Raw genomic sequence first — 16,275 nt, 5'->3', positions numbered from 1 at the left:
TATGATCGACAGGGTGATGACCGGGGACGATCGTCATATCCGTCCCGAATCGAGTGCGCAGCTTGGGCGCGCCTCTCACGTCGTCATATGCAACTTTCTTCAATCGGTCCGGCGATCCGTTCTGCTGTTGCGCACATGAAAACGCCCCGCACAAAGGCGGGGCGTTCAAAGTCCATCTGCCATCCTCGCAGGACAACCGCTATTGGCTGGCGCCCGCGTTCCACGCCGCCACCTTGGCGCGTGTCTGTGCCAGCAACGCATCGAGTCTCCTGCGGTCATAGACATTTCCGCGCAGCACCACGGCATGGATCGCGCGCGTGGCCCGGATATCTTCGAGCGGATTGGCGTCCAGCAGCACCAGGTCCGCCGCCTTGCCCTCGGCAATGCCACCATAGCGGTCCAGAGTGCCGAACCACGACGGGCCTGCGCGGGTTGCCGAAGACAGCGCCTGTGCGGGCGTCAGGCCTTCCTGCACGAACAGGCTGAGCTCGTCATGCAGGCCGATGCCCGGGTAGTTGAAGGAATTGAGGAAGCCGGCGTCGGTACCGGCCATGATGGTCACGCCTGCTTCCTGCAGCATCGGCAGCACGGCCGCCACCTGGTGGTACTGCTGGTGGCGTTCGGCGACCTGCGCCGGGCTCGCCTTGGCCGCGCGCTCCACGCGCCACCGGTAGGTGGCCTGCAGCTTTGGCCCAATGTAGGTCAGGTAAGCGTCGTTGGCATGGTTGTCCTGGTCGAGGAAATCCAGGATGCGGCCCCCATTGAGCGTAGGCGTGACATACACCCCCTTCGCCGCAAATCCGCGATAGGCCGCCATGGCGGTCTCATGATCAAAGCCGGCATCGAGGCGCCGATTGGCCTCGGCGCGGTCGATGCGCTTGGCGGCGAAATCAGCGGCAATGGCGGCCTCGTCCCTGACTCCGGCCTTGTACGCATAGTCCAGGTGTTCGATCGAGCTGATCCCGGCGTCTACGGCCTGCTGCACGGTCAGCGCCATCGGAATGTGCCCAGACGCACGCAGCCCGTTGGCCCGCGCGCCGGTCACTGCGGCCAGGAACAACGGCGGGGTCAGGGTGCTGTCGGTGATCTTGACGAAGTCGACGCGGTCGCGTTTGAGCTGCGCCAGCGCGGCATCCAGGTCGGCCCGGCTGCCCACCTCCAACGTGCCTTTCCAGACCGGCTTGATGCCTTCGATCTTGGCGCCGGAGCTGAACAGCTGCGGCCCTTCCAGGCGGCCGTCGGCGATTTCACCGCGCCATTGCAGCACCTGCCCGGGCAGGTCCCCGGAGCAGTCGCGGATGGTGGTGATGCCGTGGGCGATGTAAAGCGGCAGCAGTGCCTTGTTCTCTTCCACAAGTTCCGGCCCGCCGCCGAAGTGCACATGCATGTCCCACAGGCCGGGAATCAGGAAGCGTCCCTTGCCATCAACGCGCTGCGGCGCCTTCCAATCCCTGGCGATCACGCGGTCGTCGCCCACCGCGACGATGTCCTTGCCGCGGACGACCACGGCCTGGTCGGCACGGGTGGTGGCATGTTCGACATCAACCACGGTGGCATGGCGGATGATCAGGTCGGCCTCCGCGGCGGCGACGGCGCCGGGAGCCAGCGCAAGCAGCAACGGGAATGCAGACAGCGTAATCGGTTTCATTGCGGGCACGTTGCAGGAAAGACCTCCGCACCATACGGCGCGGAGGCGGGCATTCACCAGTTAACTTTTCACATGCCTTGCATTCATTTTCCAAATGCAGGACTCAGGCCTCTCCCTGCATGGCCGGGCGCAACTGCAGCTGCGCCAGCCACGCGGCGACCGCAGGATGGCCGGCCACCCCTGCCCCGACATAAGTGCCGTACCCCACCACCTGTCCGACCACCAGGTCGACCAGCGAATAGTCCGCGCCCAACATCCACTCGCGCTCCTTGAGGCGCGCCTCGAGGATGTCCAGCAGCTGGTCGGCATCCGCCGCGGCCGCCGCAGCATGGCGCGGATCACGCAGCGCATCGTCACTGGAGGCCAACCGGAGGCGGCCAATCACCGCCATGTAGGTCACATAGGCCCACGCGCACCACGACATCGCCTGCAGCCGCTCGGGCGTATCGGCCGCCGGCCACAAACCACGCGCAACGCCGAAGCGCTCGCCGAGCCATAGGTGGATGGCCAGACCTTCAAAGATCGGCGTGCCGTCCACGACCAGGCAGGGCACCTTTCCGTTGGGGTTTATCGCGAGGTACTCCGGAGTGCGCTGTTCGCCGTTGCGGATGTCGATCCGCACCCGGTCGTGGTCAACCCCGAGCTCGGCCAGGGCGCAGGCAATCGGGGTGGCACTGCTCATCGGGTGCCAATAGAAGACGAGGGACATGTGGAACTCCTTGTGGTGGTCGAGGTGGAAAGGTGCGCTGCCAAAGGCCTTGCACCATGGCCACAGGCTAGCCACCATTGCGGACAGATCCTGTCCTCGACAGGCGCGATGCTGACGCCCATGCTCACCACCTCCGCTCGACTGCTGCGCCTGCTCTCGCTGCTGCAATCCCGGCCGCACTGGCCGGGCAATACCCTCGCTGCGGACATCGGCGTGCACCCGCGCACGCTGCGCCGCGACATCGAACGCCTGCGCGAACTGGGCTACCCGATCCAGGCCAGCAGTGGTGTCGCAGGCGGCTATGCATTCCGCGCCGGGCGCGCACTCCCCCCGTTGCTGCTTGACGATGAAGAAGCGCTGGCCGCCGCACTGGCCCTGCGCACTGCAGTGACCGGCACCATCAGCGGCATTGAGCAGACCGCCGTCACCGCGCTGGTAAAACTGGAACAGGTGATGCCCGCCCGCCTGCGACGCCGGCTGGATGCATTGCGCACCGCGATCCTGCCCATTGACCAGGTCGGGCCGATGGTCGATGCCGGGTTGCTGGCCACGCTGGCGGGCGCGTGCCGCGACCAGCTGCAGCTGCGCTTCGACTATGCTGACCGCCAGGGCCAACCCAGCCAGCGGCTGGTGGAGCCGCAGGGCGTGGTGCATGCCGAACGGCGCTGGTACCTGGTCGCGTGGGACACGCTGCGCGTGGACTGGCGCACGTTCCGCATCGACCGCATGACCAGTGCGGCAGAGGTGGGGGCGCACTTCCGCCCGCGCCCCTCGCCTGCCAATGGCGACCTGCGCGCATTCGTGAGCCAGTCACTGTCGCTGGGGCCTTACGGGGATGAGGCGCGGGTGATCCTGCATGCCCCGATCGACGCCGTCCGCGAGCGCATGCCTGCGTCGGCCGGCATGCTTGAACAGGTGGACGCGCAACGCTGCCTGCTGCGCTGTGGCGCGCACCCGCAGGGCGCGGTGGTGTACTGGCTGCTCGCGCTGGAGCTGGAGTTCGAGGTATTGGGGCCACCCGCCCTGCACGCAATGATGCGCGACGCGGGCGCGCGGGTGGCCCGCAGCCTTGCACGCACTGCGGCCGCCGCCGCCGGTTGATCGTACTTGTTGGCGCGGCGCTGGAGCGCATGCTAGAACAGGTACATTCGTTTTCTGGATACCCGCATGCCACCCAGTGCAAAACCGCATCGAACCCTGTTCGAACTGGACCTGCTGCGGGCCATGGTGATGGTGGCCGACTGCGGCAGCTTCACTACCGCTGCCACCCGCCTGCACTCCACCCAGTCCACCATCAGCCAGAAGATCCGCAGGCTGGAGCAGCTTGCCGGGCACCCGCTGCTGGTGCGCGGCAACCGCGATGTGCACCCTACCGATGCCGGGCAGACGCTGCTCGGCATCGCGCGCCAGATGCTGGCGCTGAATGACCAGATGGGTGAAGCACTGGCGGGTGCCACGGTTGCGGTAACGGTCCGCCTGGGCGTACCCGAAGACTTCGTCAGCGCCCGTACCACCGCCCTGCTCGGTCGCTTCACCCGGCGCCACCGGCAGGTGAAGCTGGAAGTCACCAGCGGCCTGAGCCGCGACCTGGCCAACGCCTACGACCACGGCGAACTCGACCTGGTGCTGGTCAAACAGCGCCGCAACAGCCGCCAGGGCGTGGCGTGCTGGCCTGAACCGATGCGCTGGGTGGACAGTATGCGCAGTCCCTGCATCGGCCTGGACCCGATTCCGCTGGTCACCTTTCCCCCGCGCGGCCTGTACCGCGATGAGCTGATTGCTGCCGTGGAAGGCATGGGCAGACGCTGGCGGATCGGCTTCACCAGCTCCAGCCTCAGTGGCATCCAGGGCGCCGTGGCCGACGGCATGGGCATCAGCCTGCTGCCGGCGCGCGCGGTGACCCGCGAACACCGCACGCTGACCGCGCGGCACGGCCTGCCGCCGATGGACGGAATCGAAATCGCACTGCTGCACCGGGACAACGCCGATCCGCTGGTATTGGACCTGGCATCGCAGTTCTCGCGACTGCTCGATCGCGAAAAACATTGAAATGGATGCGCGCAGAGAGTGACGCATCTCTCGTCCCGCGCATAGGAATAGTCCTAATCTGACATCAGACTATCTCCACTGCGCGTTGAAGCGGTAAGAATGGCGCAAATCCCACGATTGCGTGCCTCCTTTGTCCCGACGCCATCCAGGCCCCACCTATGGACCGCTGCCGCCGTCCGTACTGAACATCGCCCTGCTTGATGACCACGATGTCGTCCGGCATGGCAGCTATGTGCACCTGTCCACCGACCCGCGCTTCCACGTCGTCGGCAACCATGCGCACACCCGATCATTGATCAACACGCTGCAGCGCCACATGGTGGATGTGGTGATCGTGGACTACACGCTGGCCGAAGGTGACCTGCAGGGCATGGAGCTGCTGCGCATGCTTCGGCGCCGGTTCCCGCGCGTGCGGGTGCTGATGTTCTCGGCCAACGTGCATCACGTCATGATCTCCAACACCATGGCCGCAGGCGCGGCAGGCGTGGTGTCCAAGGGCGAAACGCTGGAGGCGCTGGCGCGCGCTGTCACCCGGGTGGCGGCAGGGCATACCCACGTACCGGTCAACTACCGCGACGAACATGCCGAACACCGGCTGTCACCGAGCGAGCGCGAAGTGCTGCAGCTGTGTCTGAGCGGGATGACCGTGACCGACATTGCCCTGCAGCGGAACCGCAGCATCAAGACCATCAGCACCCAGAAGCACGCCGCGTTCCGCAAGCTGGGCCTGCGCACCGACCGCGACCTGTTCACCCTCCGCCACCAGTTGGCGGTGTGGTGAGCGGCGAATGGACCTGGACCAGTGCCTTGACCGGGATGCTGGTCTGCCTGCTGTTGCTGGCCTCCCAAGGCAGCAGCGCAGAACCGCGGCTGGTGCGGGTCGCCGCGGACCCGTCCCAGCATGGCCTGCTGTCGAATGACAGCCGCGCGGCACGCGACACCAACCTGATTACCGGCTACGCCCAGTTGGTAGCGGAACAGGCTGGCCTCAGGTTCCGCGAACAGCCCGTAGAGTCGGCCAGCGCCGCGCTGCAGGCACTCTGCGATGGACGCGCCGACCTCATGCTGCTGCTCGGCCCGTTGGACAACGCGCCTTGCACGTCACTGGCCGCGTCACCGGCGTACTACCGCGGCCAGGCACTGTTGGCCAGTCGCCACACCCAGGCGCATGCGCCGGAATTTGCCCATCTGCGCCGGGTGGCCGTGGTCCGCGGCACACGCCTGGCCGAGTGGCTGGACGCCTACCATCCACACCTGCAGGTGGTGGGCCTGCCAAGCCTGCGCGAAGCACTGTCCGCGGTGGAAGCAGGCGTGGCAGACGCCGCACTGGACCTGGATGTAGCCATGCGCCCGATGGTGCGCCGCGAGTTTGGCAACAGCCTGCTCCTGCATGGCGGACCGTCCACCCTGCCGGGCAGCCTGCACCTGGTGGTACGCCACCGCGACCGTGCCCTGCTGGACCAGATCCATCAGGCGATGCGCTCGATCAGCCCGCAGGAACACGCGATGCTGATGCAGCGCTGGACCAAGGCCACCTACCTGAGTGGGCCTTCGCTGCAGGTGATGTCGCAACACTTCCGTTCGGAACTGCTGGCCGGCGCGCTGACCCTGTTGGTTCTGCTTACCGCCGGGGTGTGGATGCGGGTTGCGCAGCAGTCGGCGCGGCGCAGCGAACGCCAGCAGGCCCGCTTCATCGCCGTGATGAGCCACGAGGTACGCAACGCGGCGCAGGCACTGGTCACATCGGTTGATCTGCTGCACCAGTCAGGCCTGGACCAGGGCCAACGACAGCTGGTCAACGCTGCGCGCAACGCCGGGGCCGGCCTGCGCCATCTGCTGGGCCACGCACTGGACTATTCCCGACTGGCGACCGGTGAGTACCACCCCACCCCGGGCTGGCAGGACGTACGCCAGCTGGCCCGCGACTGCCTGGCCGTGGCCCGCCCTGCGGCCGAGGCCAAGGGCCTGGCCATCACCCTCCTGCAGGACACGGACCCGCTGCCACGGATGTGGCTGGACGGCGACGCGCTGCGCCAGGTGCTGAGCAACCTGCTCGGCAACGCCGTCAAGTTCACCGATCTGGGGCATGTGGACGTGACCCTGTCGTTGCACATGGACGAGGACAGCGCCCACCTTGGGCTGTCGGTGCGCGATACCGGAATCGGCATCCCGGCGGCCCAGCACGACACCATATTCAAGCCCTTCGCGCAGGCGCATGACAGCCATTCGCGGCAGATGGGGGGTGCCGGGCTTGGCCTCTCCATCTGCCAGGACCTGGTGCGCGGAATGGGCGGCACCGTGCAGCTGCGCAGCGCGCCCGGCGAAGGCAGCTGCTTCGATGTGCGCCTGCCGGTGGTGATCGAAGGCGCCGGCCCGTGCCCGGCCGAACGACCGCTGGCCGGGCGCACGCTGCTCCTGGTTGAAGACCATGCACTGAACCGCACGGTGGTCTGTCGCCAGCTGGAAACACTTGGCGCCTCGGTAAGCAGTTGCGCCGATGGAGCCGGTGCCCTGCACTGCCAGATTACCGAACCCTGCGGCATCGTGCTGCTGGACTGCGTGCTCGGCGACATGAGTGGCTACGAACTGGCTGTGCAGCTCCGCCAGCTGGAACGCCGTCACGGGCGCACACCGGCCGTGCTGGTGGCGGTATCGGCCAATGATTCACCGGCTCACATTGAACGCTGCCTGGCCTGCGGCATGGATGCGGTGCTGTGCAAACCCCTGGACATTTCAAAGCTGTTGCGGGCACTTCAGGTGGAGTCCGATGGCAGCGCGCTGCCGCTGGCCGCCGGCACGCACGGCGCAACCGACCCGATCTGGATCGACATTCTGCAATCGGTGCAGGAAGAGCAGCTCGCGCTGCACGACGCCCTGCGCGGTCGGGCCGGCAGTTCCCTGCGACACCACGCGCATCGGCTGGCCGGCGTACTGCAGATGCTGGGACAACCGGACCTGGCCGCGATCGCCGGCGACCTGCACGAGCTGGACCTGGACGAACCTGGCGATTGGCGGGAGGCCGAACGGCTGCTGGGCTACCTGCGCCCCGCCCTCGCCGCACTGGCTGGCGGGCCGGTTACTTCAACTGCAGCGGATAGCGCTGCCACAGCACGTGCACCAGAAACCCGGTGAGCTCGGCATCCTTGGCAGTGATCGCCGCACGGATCTTGTCCAGCAGCACCATGTCGCTGCAGGTGCGCACATCCGCGTGGTCGGCCTGCCCCGCACGGCGGGCCCGGTAGCGTGCCGCGCGCTGGGCATCGGTCATGGCGTAACCGAACGTGGGCGGGCGACCGCGCTTGCGCGGCAGCATCAGCTCCAGGGTGCCGGGGTCTTCTTCATCACGCATGACGGGCGGGGAACGCAGACGGGGCGCGAACAATATCGTGAGATGTAACGGAAATCCAGCAGAAAAACCCGAAACCGCTCACCGCGCGACCGTGGACTCCGCCAACCGCGAGCCCAGCCACACCAGCGCACATCCCGCCACCAGACTGATGCCCAGATAGGTCGGCATGACCCAGCCACGCCCGTTCCGGACCAGCAGCACCGCTTCAAGCATCATCGACGAGAACGTGGTGAGCCCGCCGATGACGCCGACGATGGCGAAGGCGCGCCAATACAGCGCTGCGCTGCCGCGGGTCTGCAACCAGACCACCACGTATCCGACGGCGAAGGCGCCCACCAGGTTCACCGTCAGCGTGCCCCAGGGGAAGGTGTTGCCGAACTGACGCAGCATGGCGTCGCCAATGATGAAACGCAGCGCCGCGCCCAGCGCACCGCCGGCCATCACCAGACCCAACTGCTGCCACCACGGCCCAAAGCCACCCATCAGTCGGTCCCCTTGCGCGCGCGCGCCTGTTCGCGCTCGGCGCGCAGGCGATCGAGCTTTTCCTTGAGCTTGATTTCCAACCCACGGGCGACCGGCTGGTAATACACCCGCTCGCCCATTGCATCCGGGAATCCGGTCTGGTCCAGCGCAATGCCGCCTTCAGCGTCGTGGTCATACTGATAGGTTTTGCCGTAGCCCAACTCTTTCATCAGCTTGGTCGGCGCGTTGCGCAGGTGAAGCGGCACCTCCTGGGTCCCGGTTTCGCGCACTTCCTGCCGGGCCAGGTTGAAGGCGGCATAGCCGGCGTTGGATTTGGCGGTGCTGGCCAGGTACAGCACCAGCTGAGCGAAAGCCAGCTCGCCCTCCGGGCTGCCCAGCCGTTCGTAGATGTCCCAGGCTTCCAATGCCATCGACTGCGCGCGCGGATCGGCCAGGCCGATGTCCTCGATCGCCATGCGGGTCAGGCGCCGGGCCAGGTAGGACGGATCGCAGCCGCCATCGAGCATGCGCGTCAGCCAGTACAGCGCCGCATCCGGATTGGAACTGCGCACCGACTTGTGCAGTGCCGAGATCTGGTCATAGAACTGCTCGCCACCCTTGTCGAAGCGACGCGTGCGATCGGCCAGTACCTGCACCAGCATTTCCGGGCTGATCCGCCCGCCTTCGCCGCCGGCCAGTTCGGCGGCGATTTCCAGCAGGGTCAGCCCGCGCCGCACATCGCCGTCGGCGGCGGTCGCGATCTCCAGCAGGGCTTCCGGCGCGACCTGCAGTGCCTCGGCACCGAGCCCGCGCTCCTTGTCCTGCAGCGCCCGCTCCAGCGCCTCGACGATGTCCGCCGGCGAGACCGCCTCCAGCACGTGCACGCGGCAGCGCGACAGCAGTGCCGAATTCAGCTCGAACGAAGGGTTCTCCGTGGTGGCACCCACGAATACGATGGTGCCGCGCTCGATGTGCGGCAGGAACGCATCCTGCTGCGCCTTGTTGAAACGGTGCACTTCGTCCACGAACAGCACCGTGCGGCGACCTTCAGCGAAGCGCTGGGCTGCCTCGGCCAGCACCACCCGCACCTCCGGCAAGCCGGACAGCACCGCGGAGATCGCACGGAATTCGGCGTCGGCGTAATGGGCCAGCAGCAGCGACAGCGTGGTCTTGCCGCACCCTGGCGGCCCCCAGAGGATCATCGAGTGCACATGGCCGGACTCGACCGCGCGGCGCAGCGCGCTGCCCGGCGCCAGCAGGCGTTTCTGCCCCACCATCTCATCGAGGGTCTGCGGACGCATGCGCTCGGCGAGCGGGCGCATGCTGTCCCGATCCACCGTCAGCAGATCGGGTTCGTTGAATGTCGTTCGGTTTCTGGCCACGCAACTATTGTATGACCGAATGACGCGGCGCCGGGCCCTGCCCGGCTGCGTCAGTTGCCGATGACGTCGGTGCCCTTCGGCGGGGTGAAGCTGAAGGTGCCCTTGGCGAACGCCGGATTGCGCTTCCAGTTCGAGAAGGTGATCACCGTGCGCTGGTTTACCGCGTCGGTCACTTCCATGCGGGCCAGGCCCTGCGCGTTGAAGCCCAGCGCGGCGTACTGGAACGAGGTCTCGGTTTCACGCTTCGGGGTCAGCGACAGCCATTGCAGGCCATCGCGGGGCGCAGCTTCTTCACTGACGTCGTACTGCTTGTCCAGAAGCGCCGGATTGATCAGTGCGGTCAGCGGGCTGTTCTGCTCTTCGGCGCCCTGTGCGCGCTTGGTCACCTGCTCGAGGTCGGGCTCATACACCCACACGAACCTGCCATCGGCCACGATCTGCTGGACGTGGGGCTTCTGGTACTCCCAGCGGAACAGTCGCGGAGCGTTCAGCGCCAGCGTGCCGCTGGTGTTTTCCTTTACCTTGCCCTTGCTGTCCAGCACCTGCTGGTTGAACGCCCCGCTCAGGCCCTTGAGGTCCTTGGTGAAACGGTTCAGCTCATCCCGGGCGCCGGCCCAGGCAGACACCGATCCGACACTGGCGCAGACCAGCGTGGCGGCGACAAGACAGCGGCGGAAGGTGCTCTGCATACGGGTATCCAATGAACGTAGGAAGGATGGCCGGCAGTGTGCCGAGGTCATCCTGAATGGGGGATCAGGGAACGGCCTGCACCGTGCGCAGGTCGCCGTAGACCACCTGCCCGCGGAAGCCGCGCCGCACCTGCTGGTACAGCTCGCGGAAGGCAGCATAGTCGCCCGGCTGGCACAGCGCATCCGCGCCGCGCACGGCGTTCTGGTGGAGACGGTGGCGGGCGACGATGGCTTGGCCCTCCCGGCTCCATTGCAGCGAGTAATCGCCCGCGGCATTGCGGAACTGCAGGTTGCGCGGCACCGCCACGATCGGTACCCCGGGCGGGAATGCCAGCCGGTAGGTTTCCTCGCGCAGGCTGTCGTTGCAGTAGAACGGGGTGGCGTTGTCCGGGGCCGAGGTGGTGGTGTAGATGTCACGGAACGATTCACCCCCGGGCGGGTCCGGAAGCACCATGCCGCCGACCACGCTGAAGTCAACGTAATCGCGCGCGTGGAAGTCGTAGCGGTAGTTGAACGGCCGGGTCAGGTCCTGCGGGTCACCCAGCAGGGTCAACGTGCCGCTGCCATCAAAGCCTGACGAGGCCATGATCGACTCCTCCACCCGCGCCCGGTTCTGCGCGTTGAGCCGGGCGAACGAGCCGCGCAGGCCGATCTCGCCCACCTCGCGTGGCTGCGGGGTGGTCTGTCCCAGCAGGTTGCCGTTCGGGTCGAAACGGAAGGTCACCTCGAACCCGCTGCCGTTGCGCGCGGCATCGTTGGCCGGCGTGCGCGCCACCCTGGCCTGGCGGGTATGCAGCACCGGCGCGCCAAGGTCGCCTTCTGGCAACTGACCGAAGCGCGCGTACGCGCTGGTCGAATCCAGGTACAGGTCGAACTCTGGAATGTAGGTGATGGCGTGATTGAAACGACCCAGCAGCGGAATATCCGGCAGGGTCGGGCCGCCACCGGCGCCGATCAGCACCGGGGTGCTGTCGATGCCGCGCGCCGCCAACAGCGCCTCCAGGAGCACCACATGGTCCTTGCAGTCGCCATAGTGGTTATCGAGGATGCTCTGCGCCGGGTTGGGCTCCAGCCCGCCGTTACCCAGGTACACCGCCACATAGCGGATGTTCTGGGATACCCAGCGGTACAGCGCGGCCGCCTGCTCACGGCGATCGACGATGCCGCGGGTGACCTCGTCGGCCAGCGCCTGGATGCCCGGGGTGACCCGGGCCGCCTCGCTACCCTTGAGCTGGTAGGCCTGTGCCACCTGCGCCCAATCGCGGTAGGTGCTGGCCATGATGGTCGGGCTGAACTCCCAGGGCGCTGCGGTCCAGTTCTGCACCGGCATGGGATCGGTCCGCCGGTAGCGCCAGGTCCACGTCGCCTGCCCGTTTCGGACCACCGGGGTCTGGCTGCCCTGCACGCCCCGCTGCTGCACATGCATGGGCAGGGAGGCCGGGGCGCTGAGGGTGACCTGCGCATCGTCATACTGGGAGAAACCGCTGAAGGTCTCCCACAGGCTGAAGTAGCCCGGGAAGTACGGCATGGTCTGGGTGCGGCGGGTCTGGTAGACCACCCGGGTACCCGGCGCCAGGTTGGGAAACACCACCACCCGCACTTTGCGGTCGGCGTACATCGCCGCCGCAGCGCTGGAATAGCTTTCCTGGGTGTAGATGCGGTCGACCGGCACGTCGCGGCGCTGGCCGTCGGCGGTCAGCGTGTAGGCCGACAGCACCTCCAGGGTTTCCATTTTTTCGCTGTAGCTCAGTCGCACCTGGCTGAACTGCTCCACCGCTGCCTTGGTCTTGAGCAGGATGTCGTAGGACTCGGTCTGCACGCTGCCCGCATCGGGACGCACCACATAATCGGCGCGGTAGCTGACGAAGCTGAAGTTGTTGCTGGCCTGGGTGTCACTGGCGACGGGCTGCGCCGGTGCCATCGCAGGCACCGGAGCCGGCTGGGCGGCTTGGGACCAGGCATGCACGGGCGACACTGCCAGGGCGCACGCGGCCATCCATGTCATGCGGGTCATTCTGGAATCCTTCTGGAGTGCGCAGCCACGCGGGGCGTGGCTCTACCTGTCGCTGCAGCCACGCAGGGCGTGGCGTTATTTCGGCGGCGGAGGGGCCAGCACGCTGCGGTCGCCGTTGTGTTCGGGTGGACTGACCACGCCCGCCATTTCCATGGCTTCGATCAGGCGCGCGGCGCGGTTGTAGCCGATCTTCAGCCGGCGCTGCACGCCGGAAATCGAGGCACGGCGGGTTTCGGTCACGATCCGCACCGCTTCGTCGTACAACGGGTCCGATTCGTCGCCTGCCCCGCCGCTGGACTCGGGAAGGCCGCCGGCACCCACCACCACGCCATCGCCCATCATCTGCACTTCGTCGAGCACGCCGCTGATGTAGTCGGCCGGTCCGCTGGCCTTGAGGTGCTCGACCACGCGGTGCACTTCTTCATCGGATACGAACGCGCCGTGTACCCGGTCAGGCAGCGCGGTGCCCGGCGGCAGGTACAGCATGTCGCCGTGGCCCAGCAGCGTCTCGGCACCGGACTGGTCCAGGATGGTGCGTGAATCGATCTTGGAGCTGACCTGGAAGCCGATGCGGGTCGGGATGTTGGCCTTGATCAGGCCGGTGATCACATCCACCGACGGTCGCTGGGTGGCCAGGATCAGGTGGATGCCGGCCGCGCGCGCCTTCTGCGCCAGGCGCGCGATCAGCTCTTCGACCTTCTTGCCGACGATCATCATCATGTCGGCGAATTCGTCGATGAAGATGACGATGAACGGCAGCGTTTCCAGCGGACGCGGGGCTTCGCCCAGCTCCGGGTTCGGCTTGAACAGCGGGTCCATCAGCGGCTGCCCGGCGTCTTCGGCGTCCTTGACCTTCTTGTTGAAGCCGGCCAGGTTGCGCACGCCCACCGCGCTCATCAGCTTGTAGCGCCGCTCCATTTCGGCCACGCACCAGCGCAGGCCGTTGGCGGCCTCCTTCATGTCGGTGACCACCGGCGCCAGCAGGTGCGGAATGCCCTGGTAGACGCTCAGTTCGAGCATCTTCGGGTCGATCATCAACATCCGCAGGTCTTTCGGCGAGGCTTTGTAGAGGAGGCTCAACACCATGGCGTTGACCGCCACCGACTTGCCCGAACCGGTGGTACCGGCCACCAGCAGGTGTGGCATGCGCGCCAGGTCGGCCACGGTGGGGCGGCCGGCGATGTCCTTGCCCAACGCAAGCGTGAGCGGGCTGGCCGACTTGTCGTACTCCTTCGAGCGCAGCAGTTCGGACAGGTAGATCATTTCGCGGGTGACGTTGGGGATTTCCAGGCCCACCACCGACTTGCCCGGAATCACATCGACCACGCGCACCGACTTGACGGACAGGCCGCGGGCGATGTCCTTGTCCAGTGAGCTGATCTGGCTGACCTTGATGCCCGGCGCCGGCTCGATCTCGAAACGGGTGATGACCGGGCCCGGATACGCGCCGACGACCTGCGCGTCGATACGGAAATCCTTGAGCTTGAACTCGATCTGGCGCGACAGTGTTTCCAGCGTGTCTTCGTCGTAACCCTTGGGCTGCGGCTTGGGGTCATCCAACAGCGCCAGCGGCGGCAGGTCCGAGCCGTCGCCATTGACGCCACGGAACATCGGAATCTGGGTTTCGCGCTTGGCCCGGTCGCTCTTTTCCAGTACCGGCTCGGGGCGTGGCTCGATCTTGACCGGCTCGCGCTTGGCGCGGACTTCAGCGTCCACCTTGCGCACTTCCTGGCGTTCCTCGCGCATGGCGCGGGTCTGCTGCCATTCGGTAGCCTGCTCCTTCTTCCTGCTCAGCAGCGGCGGCAGCGCCAGCACCGCGCGGCCGATCTTCTCCATGACCACGAACCACGAAATGCCGGTGGCCAGGGTGATCGAGGCCAGCAGCAGGACCAGCACGAACAGGTTCGCACCCAGTGCACCGAACCCCGCGCTGAGCGAGTTGCCGACCAGCCGGCCGAGGATGCCGCCGGCGTGGCCCACATCGCCACTGAACAGGCGCAGATGCAGGAAGCCGGTGCCGGCGATCAGGAAGCCGACCAGCCCCACCAGCCGCAGCGCCGGGTCCAGGTCGTGCTCGCCCTTGCTTTCGCGCTTCAGCCCGAACATGGCAAACCAGGCCAGCGCACCGAGCACGATCGGCAGCAGGAAGGCCATGTAACCGAACAGTTGCAGCAGCACATCGGCCACCCATGCCCCTACCCGCCCACCCATGTTGTGAATGGGTGCCACCACGCTGCCGGTATGCGACCAGCCCGGGTCGCTGGCCGAGTAGGTCAAGAGGCTGGCGATCAGATACAGCAGCGCTGGCGCGATCGCGATCAGCCCGAGGTCGCGCCACAGCCGCTGCCGACGGGGATTTTCGACCGGCGCCGCAGCCGCAGCGCGGCGCGACGCCGCTTTGCCGTCGGGAGACTTGGATCGTTCCGGGACCTGTTTCGCCACCTTAGACCAGACCTTGGGAATGCACTGTTAGTGCTTGATAATAAACGACTGACGGCACGCCAACCACCTCCGGCTGGGTTGCGCCGTTCCATCGCTCGCCTTGAATAGGGCGACCCCTGCCGCCACTCTATGACCTGTCTTGGACGCCGGGCAATCTTCCGCCAGCGCCCCGCCCCATCATCTCTTTGCGAGTCTACATGAGCAATTCCAAGCCTTCCCGCCACCAGAAGCTCGTCATCCTCGGTTCCGGCCCGGCCGGCTGGACGGCGGCTGTCTACGCTGCCCGCGCCAACCTGAACCCGGTGGTGATCACCGGCCTGCAGCAGGGCGGCCAGCTGATGACCACCACCGAAGTGGACAACTGGCCAGGCGATGCCCACGGCCTGATGGGCCCGGACCTGATGGCGCGCATGCAGGCCCACGCCGAGCGCTTCGAGACCGAGGTGATCTTCGACCACATCCACACCGCCGATGTCACCCAGCGCCCGTTCAAGCTGATCGGGGACAGCGCCGAGTACACCTGCGATGCGCTGATCATCGCGACCGGCGCCACCGCCAAGTATCTGGGCATTCCGACCGAGGAGGCCTTCAAGGGTCGCGGCGTGTCGGCCTGCGCCACCTGCGACGGCTTCTTCTACCGTGACCAGGACGTGGTCGTGGTCGGCGGCGGCAACACCGCCGTGGAAGAGGCGTTGTACCTGTCCAACATCGCCCGCAAGGTCTACCTGGTCCACCGCCGCGACACCCTCAAGGCGGAAAAGATCATGCAGGACAAGCTGTTCGCCAAGGTGGCCTCGGGCAAGATCGAGACCGTGTGGCACCACCAGGTGGATGAAGTGCTGGGCAACGACGCCGGCGTCACCGGTGTGCGCGTGAAGTCGACCCTGGACGGCAGCACCCGCGACATCGACGCTCATGGCTTCTTCGTGGCCATCGGCCACCACCCCAACACCAGCCTGTTCGACGGCCAGCTGGCCATGAACAACGGTTACCTCGAGATCCGCTCGGGTCTGGGCGGCAATGCCACCCAGACCTCGGTGGAAGGCGTGTTCGCCGCAGGCGACGTGGCCGACCAGCACTACCGCCAGGCCATCACCTCGGCCGGCTTCGGCTGCATGGCCGCGCTGGACGCAGAGCGCTACCTGGATGCGAAGGGCGAGCTGAGCTGACAAGCAGCGCCTGAAGTTCCCACAGAAGGCCGGCGCCCAGCGCCGGCCTTCTGCGTTTTGAGATCGCGGGACCTGGGGAGATAGACATGATGTAGCCCGTAGGCTACACTTTTATCGATGGAGCTACAGCGAACCGATCAATTCGCAGCATGGATGGATGCCCTCAAGGACGTCGCAGGTCGCGCAAGGATCCTTGCCCGCATTCGCCGGCTTGCCCATGGCAATCCCGGGGATCACCGCAATCTCAGCGGCGGAATAGCCGAGCTTCGCGTAGATGTAGGGCCCGGCTATCGCGTCGCAATTTATGACGCCATACGAAAGACGAAGAGCACCGCGCAACGAAACTACCGGAGCCACAGCGA

13 protein-coding genes and 1 pseudogene are annotated in these 16,275 nt (G+C 66.6%); 6 read left to right on the top strand and 8 right to left on the bottom strand.

The features are described from left to right. Positions 1-199: 199 nt before the first annotated feature. Entirely contained in the window at positions 200-1,648 is a 1,449-nt protein-coding gene (locus tag ACTJI4_RS08760; protein ID WP_440869063.1) for an amidohydrolase family protein, read from the bottom strand. A 103-nt stretch (positions 1,649-1,751) separates the two neighbouring features. After that, complete coding sequence (locus ACTJI4_RS08755) at positions 1,752-2,357, bottom strand: glutathione S-transferase family protein (protein WP_392917415.1); 606 nt, start codon at positions 2,355-2,357, stop codon at positions 1,752-1,754. Between the two features lie 120 nt (positions 2,358-2,477). Between ACTJI4_RS08755 and ACTJI4_RS08750 the strand changes: the two genes are divergently transcribed. The 4 genes from ACTJI4_RS08750 to ACTJI4_RS08735 all read left to right on the top strand — a co-directional run bounded on the left by ACTJI4_RS08750 (position 2,478) and on the right by ACTJI4_RS08735 (position 7,538). Continuing rightward, a complete protein-coding gene (locus ACTJI4_RS08750) occupies positions 2,478-3,458 on the top strand; it encodes a helix-turn-helix transcriptional regulator (protein ID WP_440869062.1) in 981 nt (326 codons plus the stop codon). A 66-nt stretch (positions 3,459-3,524) separates the two neighbouring features. Continuing rightward, positions 3,525-4,406, top strand: a complete 882-nt coding sequence (locus ACTJI4_RS08745) for a LysR substrate-binding domain-containing protein (protein WP_440869061.1) — start codon at positions 3,525-3,527, stop codon at positions 4,404-4,406. A gap of 130 nt (positions 4,407-4,536) precedes the next feature. Next, the gene (locus ACTJI4_RS08740) at positions 4,537-5,187 is read left to right on the top strand and encodes a response regulator (protein ID WP_392917406.1); all 651 of its coding nucleotides are present in this window, start codon (positions 4,537-4,539) and stop codon (positions 5,185-5,187) included. Between the two features lie 35 nt (positions 5,188-5,222). Next, positions 5,223-7,538 (top strand): ATP-binding protein, encoded by a 2,316-nt coding sequence (locus ACTJI4_RS08735; RefSeq protein WP_440869261.1) that lies wholly within the window; start codon positions 5,223-5,225, stop codon positions 7,536-7,538. Here the strand turns inward: ACTJI4_RS08735 and ACTJI4_RS08730 are convergent. From ACTJI4_RS08730 to ACTJI4_RS08705, 6 genes are all read right to left on the bottom strand, one after another. Further along, a complete protein-coding gene (locus ACTJI4_RS08730; protein ID WP_145477679.1) occupies positions 7,483-7,755 on the bottom strand; it encodes a hypothetical protein in 273 nt (90 codons plus the stop codon). The genes ACTJI4_RS08735 and ACTJI4_RS08730 overlap by 56 nt on opposite strands. A gap of 78 nt (positions 7,756-7,833) precedes the next feature. Beyond that, entirely contained in the window at positions 7,834-8,238 is a 405-nt protein-coding gene (gene crcB / locus ACTJI4_RS08725; RefSeq protein WP_440869060.1) for a fluoride efflux transporter CrcB, read from the bottom strand. Further along, complete coding sequence (locus tag ACTJI4_RS08720; RefSeq protein ID WP_440869059.1) at positions 8,238-9,539, bottom strand: replication-associated recombination protein A; 1,302 nt, start codon at positions 9,537-9,539, stop codon at positions 8,238-8,240. The genes crcB and ACTJI4_RS08720 overlap by 1 nt, the downstream gene beginning before the upstream one ends. Positions 9,540-9,649: 110 nt before the next feature. Beyond that, positions 9,650-10,288, bottom strand: a complete 639-nt coding sequence (gene lolA / locus ACTJI4_RS08715; RefSeq protein WP_392917393.1) for an outer membrane lipoprotein chaperone LolA — start codon at positions 10,286-10,288, stop codon at positions 9,650-9,652. Positions 10,289-10,352: 64 nt separating this feature from the next. Continuing rightward, complete coding sequence (locus tag ACTJI4_RS08710) at positions 10,353-12,293, bottom strand: DUF3857 domain-containing protein (protein ID WP_440869260.1); 1,941 nt, start codon at positions 12,291-12,293, stop codon at positions 10,353-10,355. An 84-nt stretch (positions 12,294-12,377) separates the two neighbouring features. Then, a complete protein-coding gene (locus ACTJI4_RS08705; protein ID WP_392917390.1) occupies positions 12,378-14,744 on the bottom strand; it encodes a DNA translocase FtsK in 2,367 nt (788 codons plus the stop codon). Positions 14,745-14,941: 197 nt separating this feature from the next. Here ACTJI4_RS08705 and trxB point away from each other — a divergent pair, with 197 nt between their 5' ends. Both trxB and ACTJI4_RS08695 read left to right on the top strand, forming a co-directional pair. Next, complete coding sequence (gene trxB / locus ACTJI4_RS08700) at positions 14,942-15,913, top strand: thioredoxin-disulfide reductase (RefSeq protein WP_440869058.1); 972 nt, start codon at positions 14,942-14,944, stop codon at positions 15,911-15,913. 117 nt (positions 15,914-16,030) lie between these two features. Further along, positions 16,031-16,201 (top strand): annotated as a pseudogene (locus tag ACTJI4_RS08695) (type II toxin-antitoxin system RelE/ParE family toxin); the annotation flags it as partial. Between the last annotated feature and the right edge of the window lie 74 nt (positions 16,202-16,275).

Origin of the sequence: Stenotrophomonas sp. 22385, assembly GCF_052045085.1 — a bacterium.
Classification (GTDB): Bacteria; Pseudomonadota; Gammaproteobacteria; order Xanthomonadales; family Xanthomonadaceae; genus Stenotrophomonas.
Note: the sequence above shows the minus strand (reverse complement) of the source record. Positions and strands in the feature narration are given on the sequence as shown.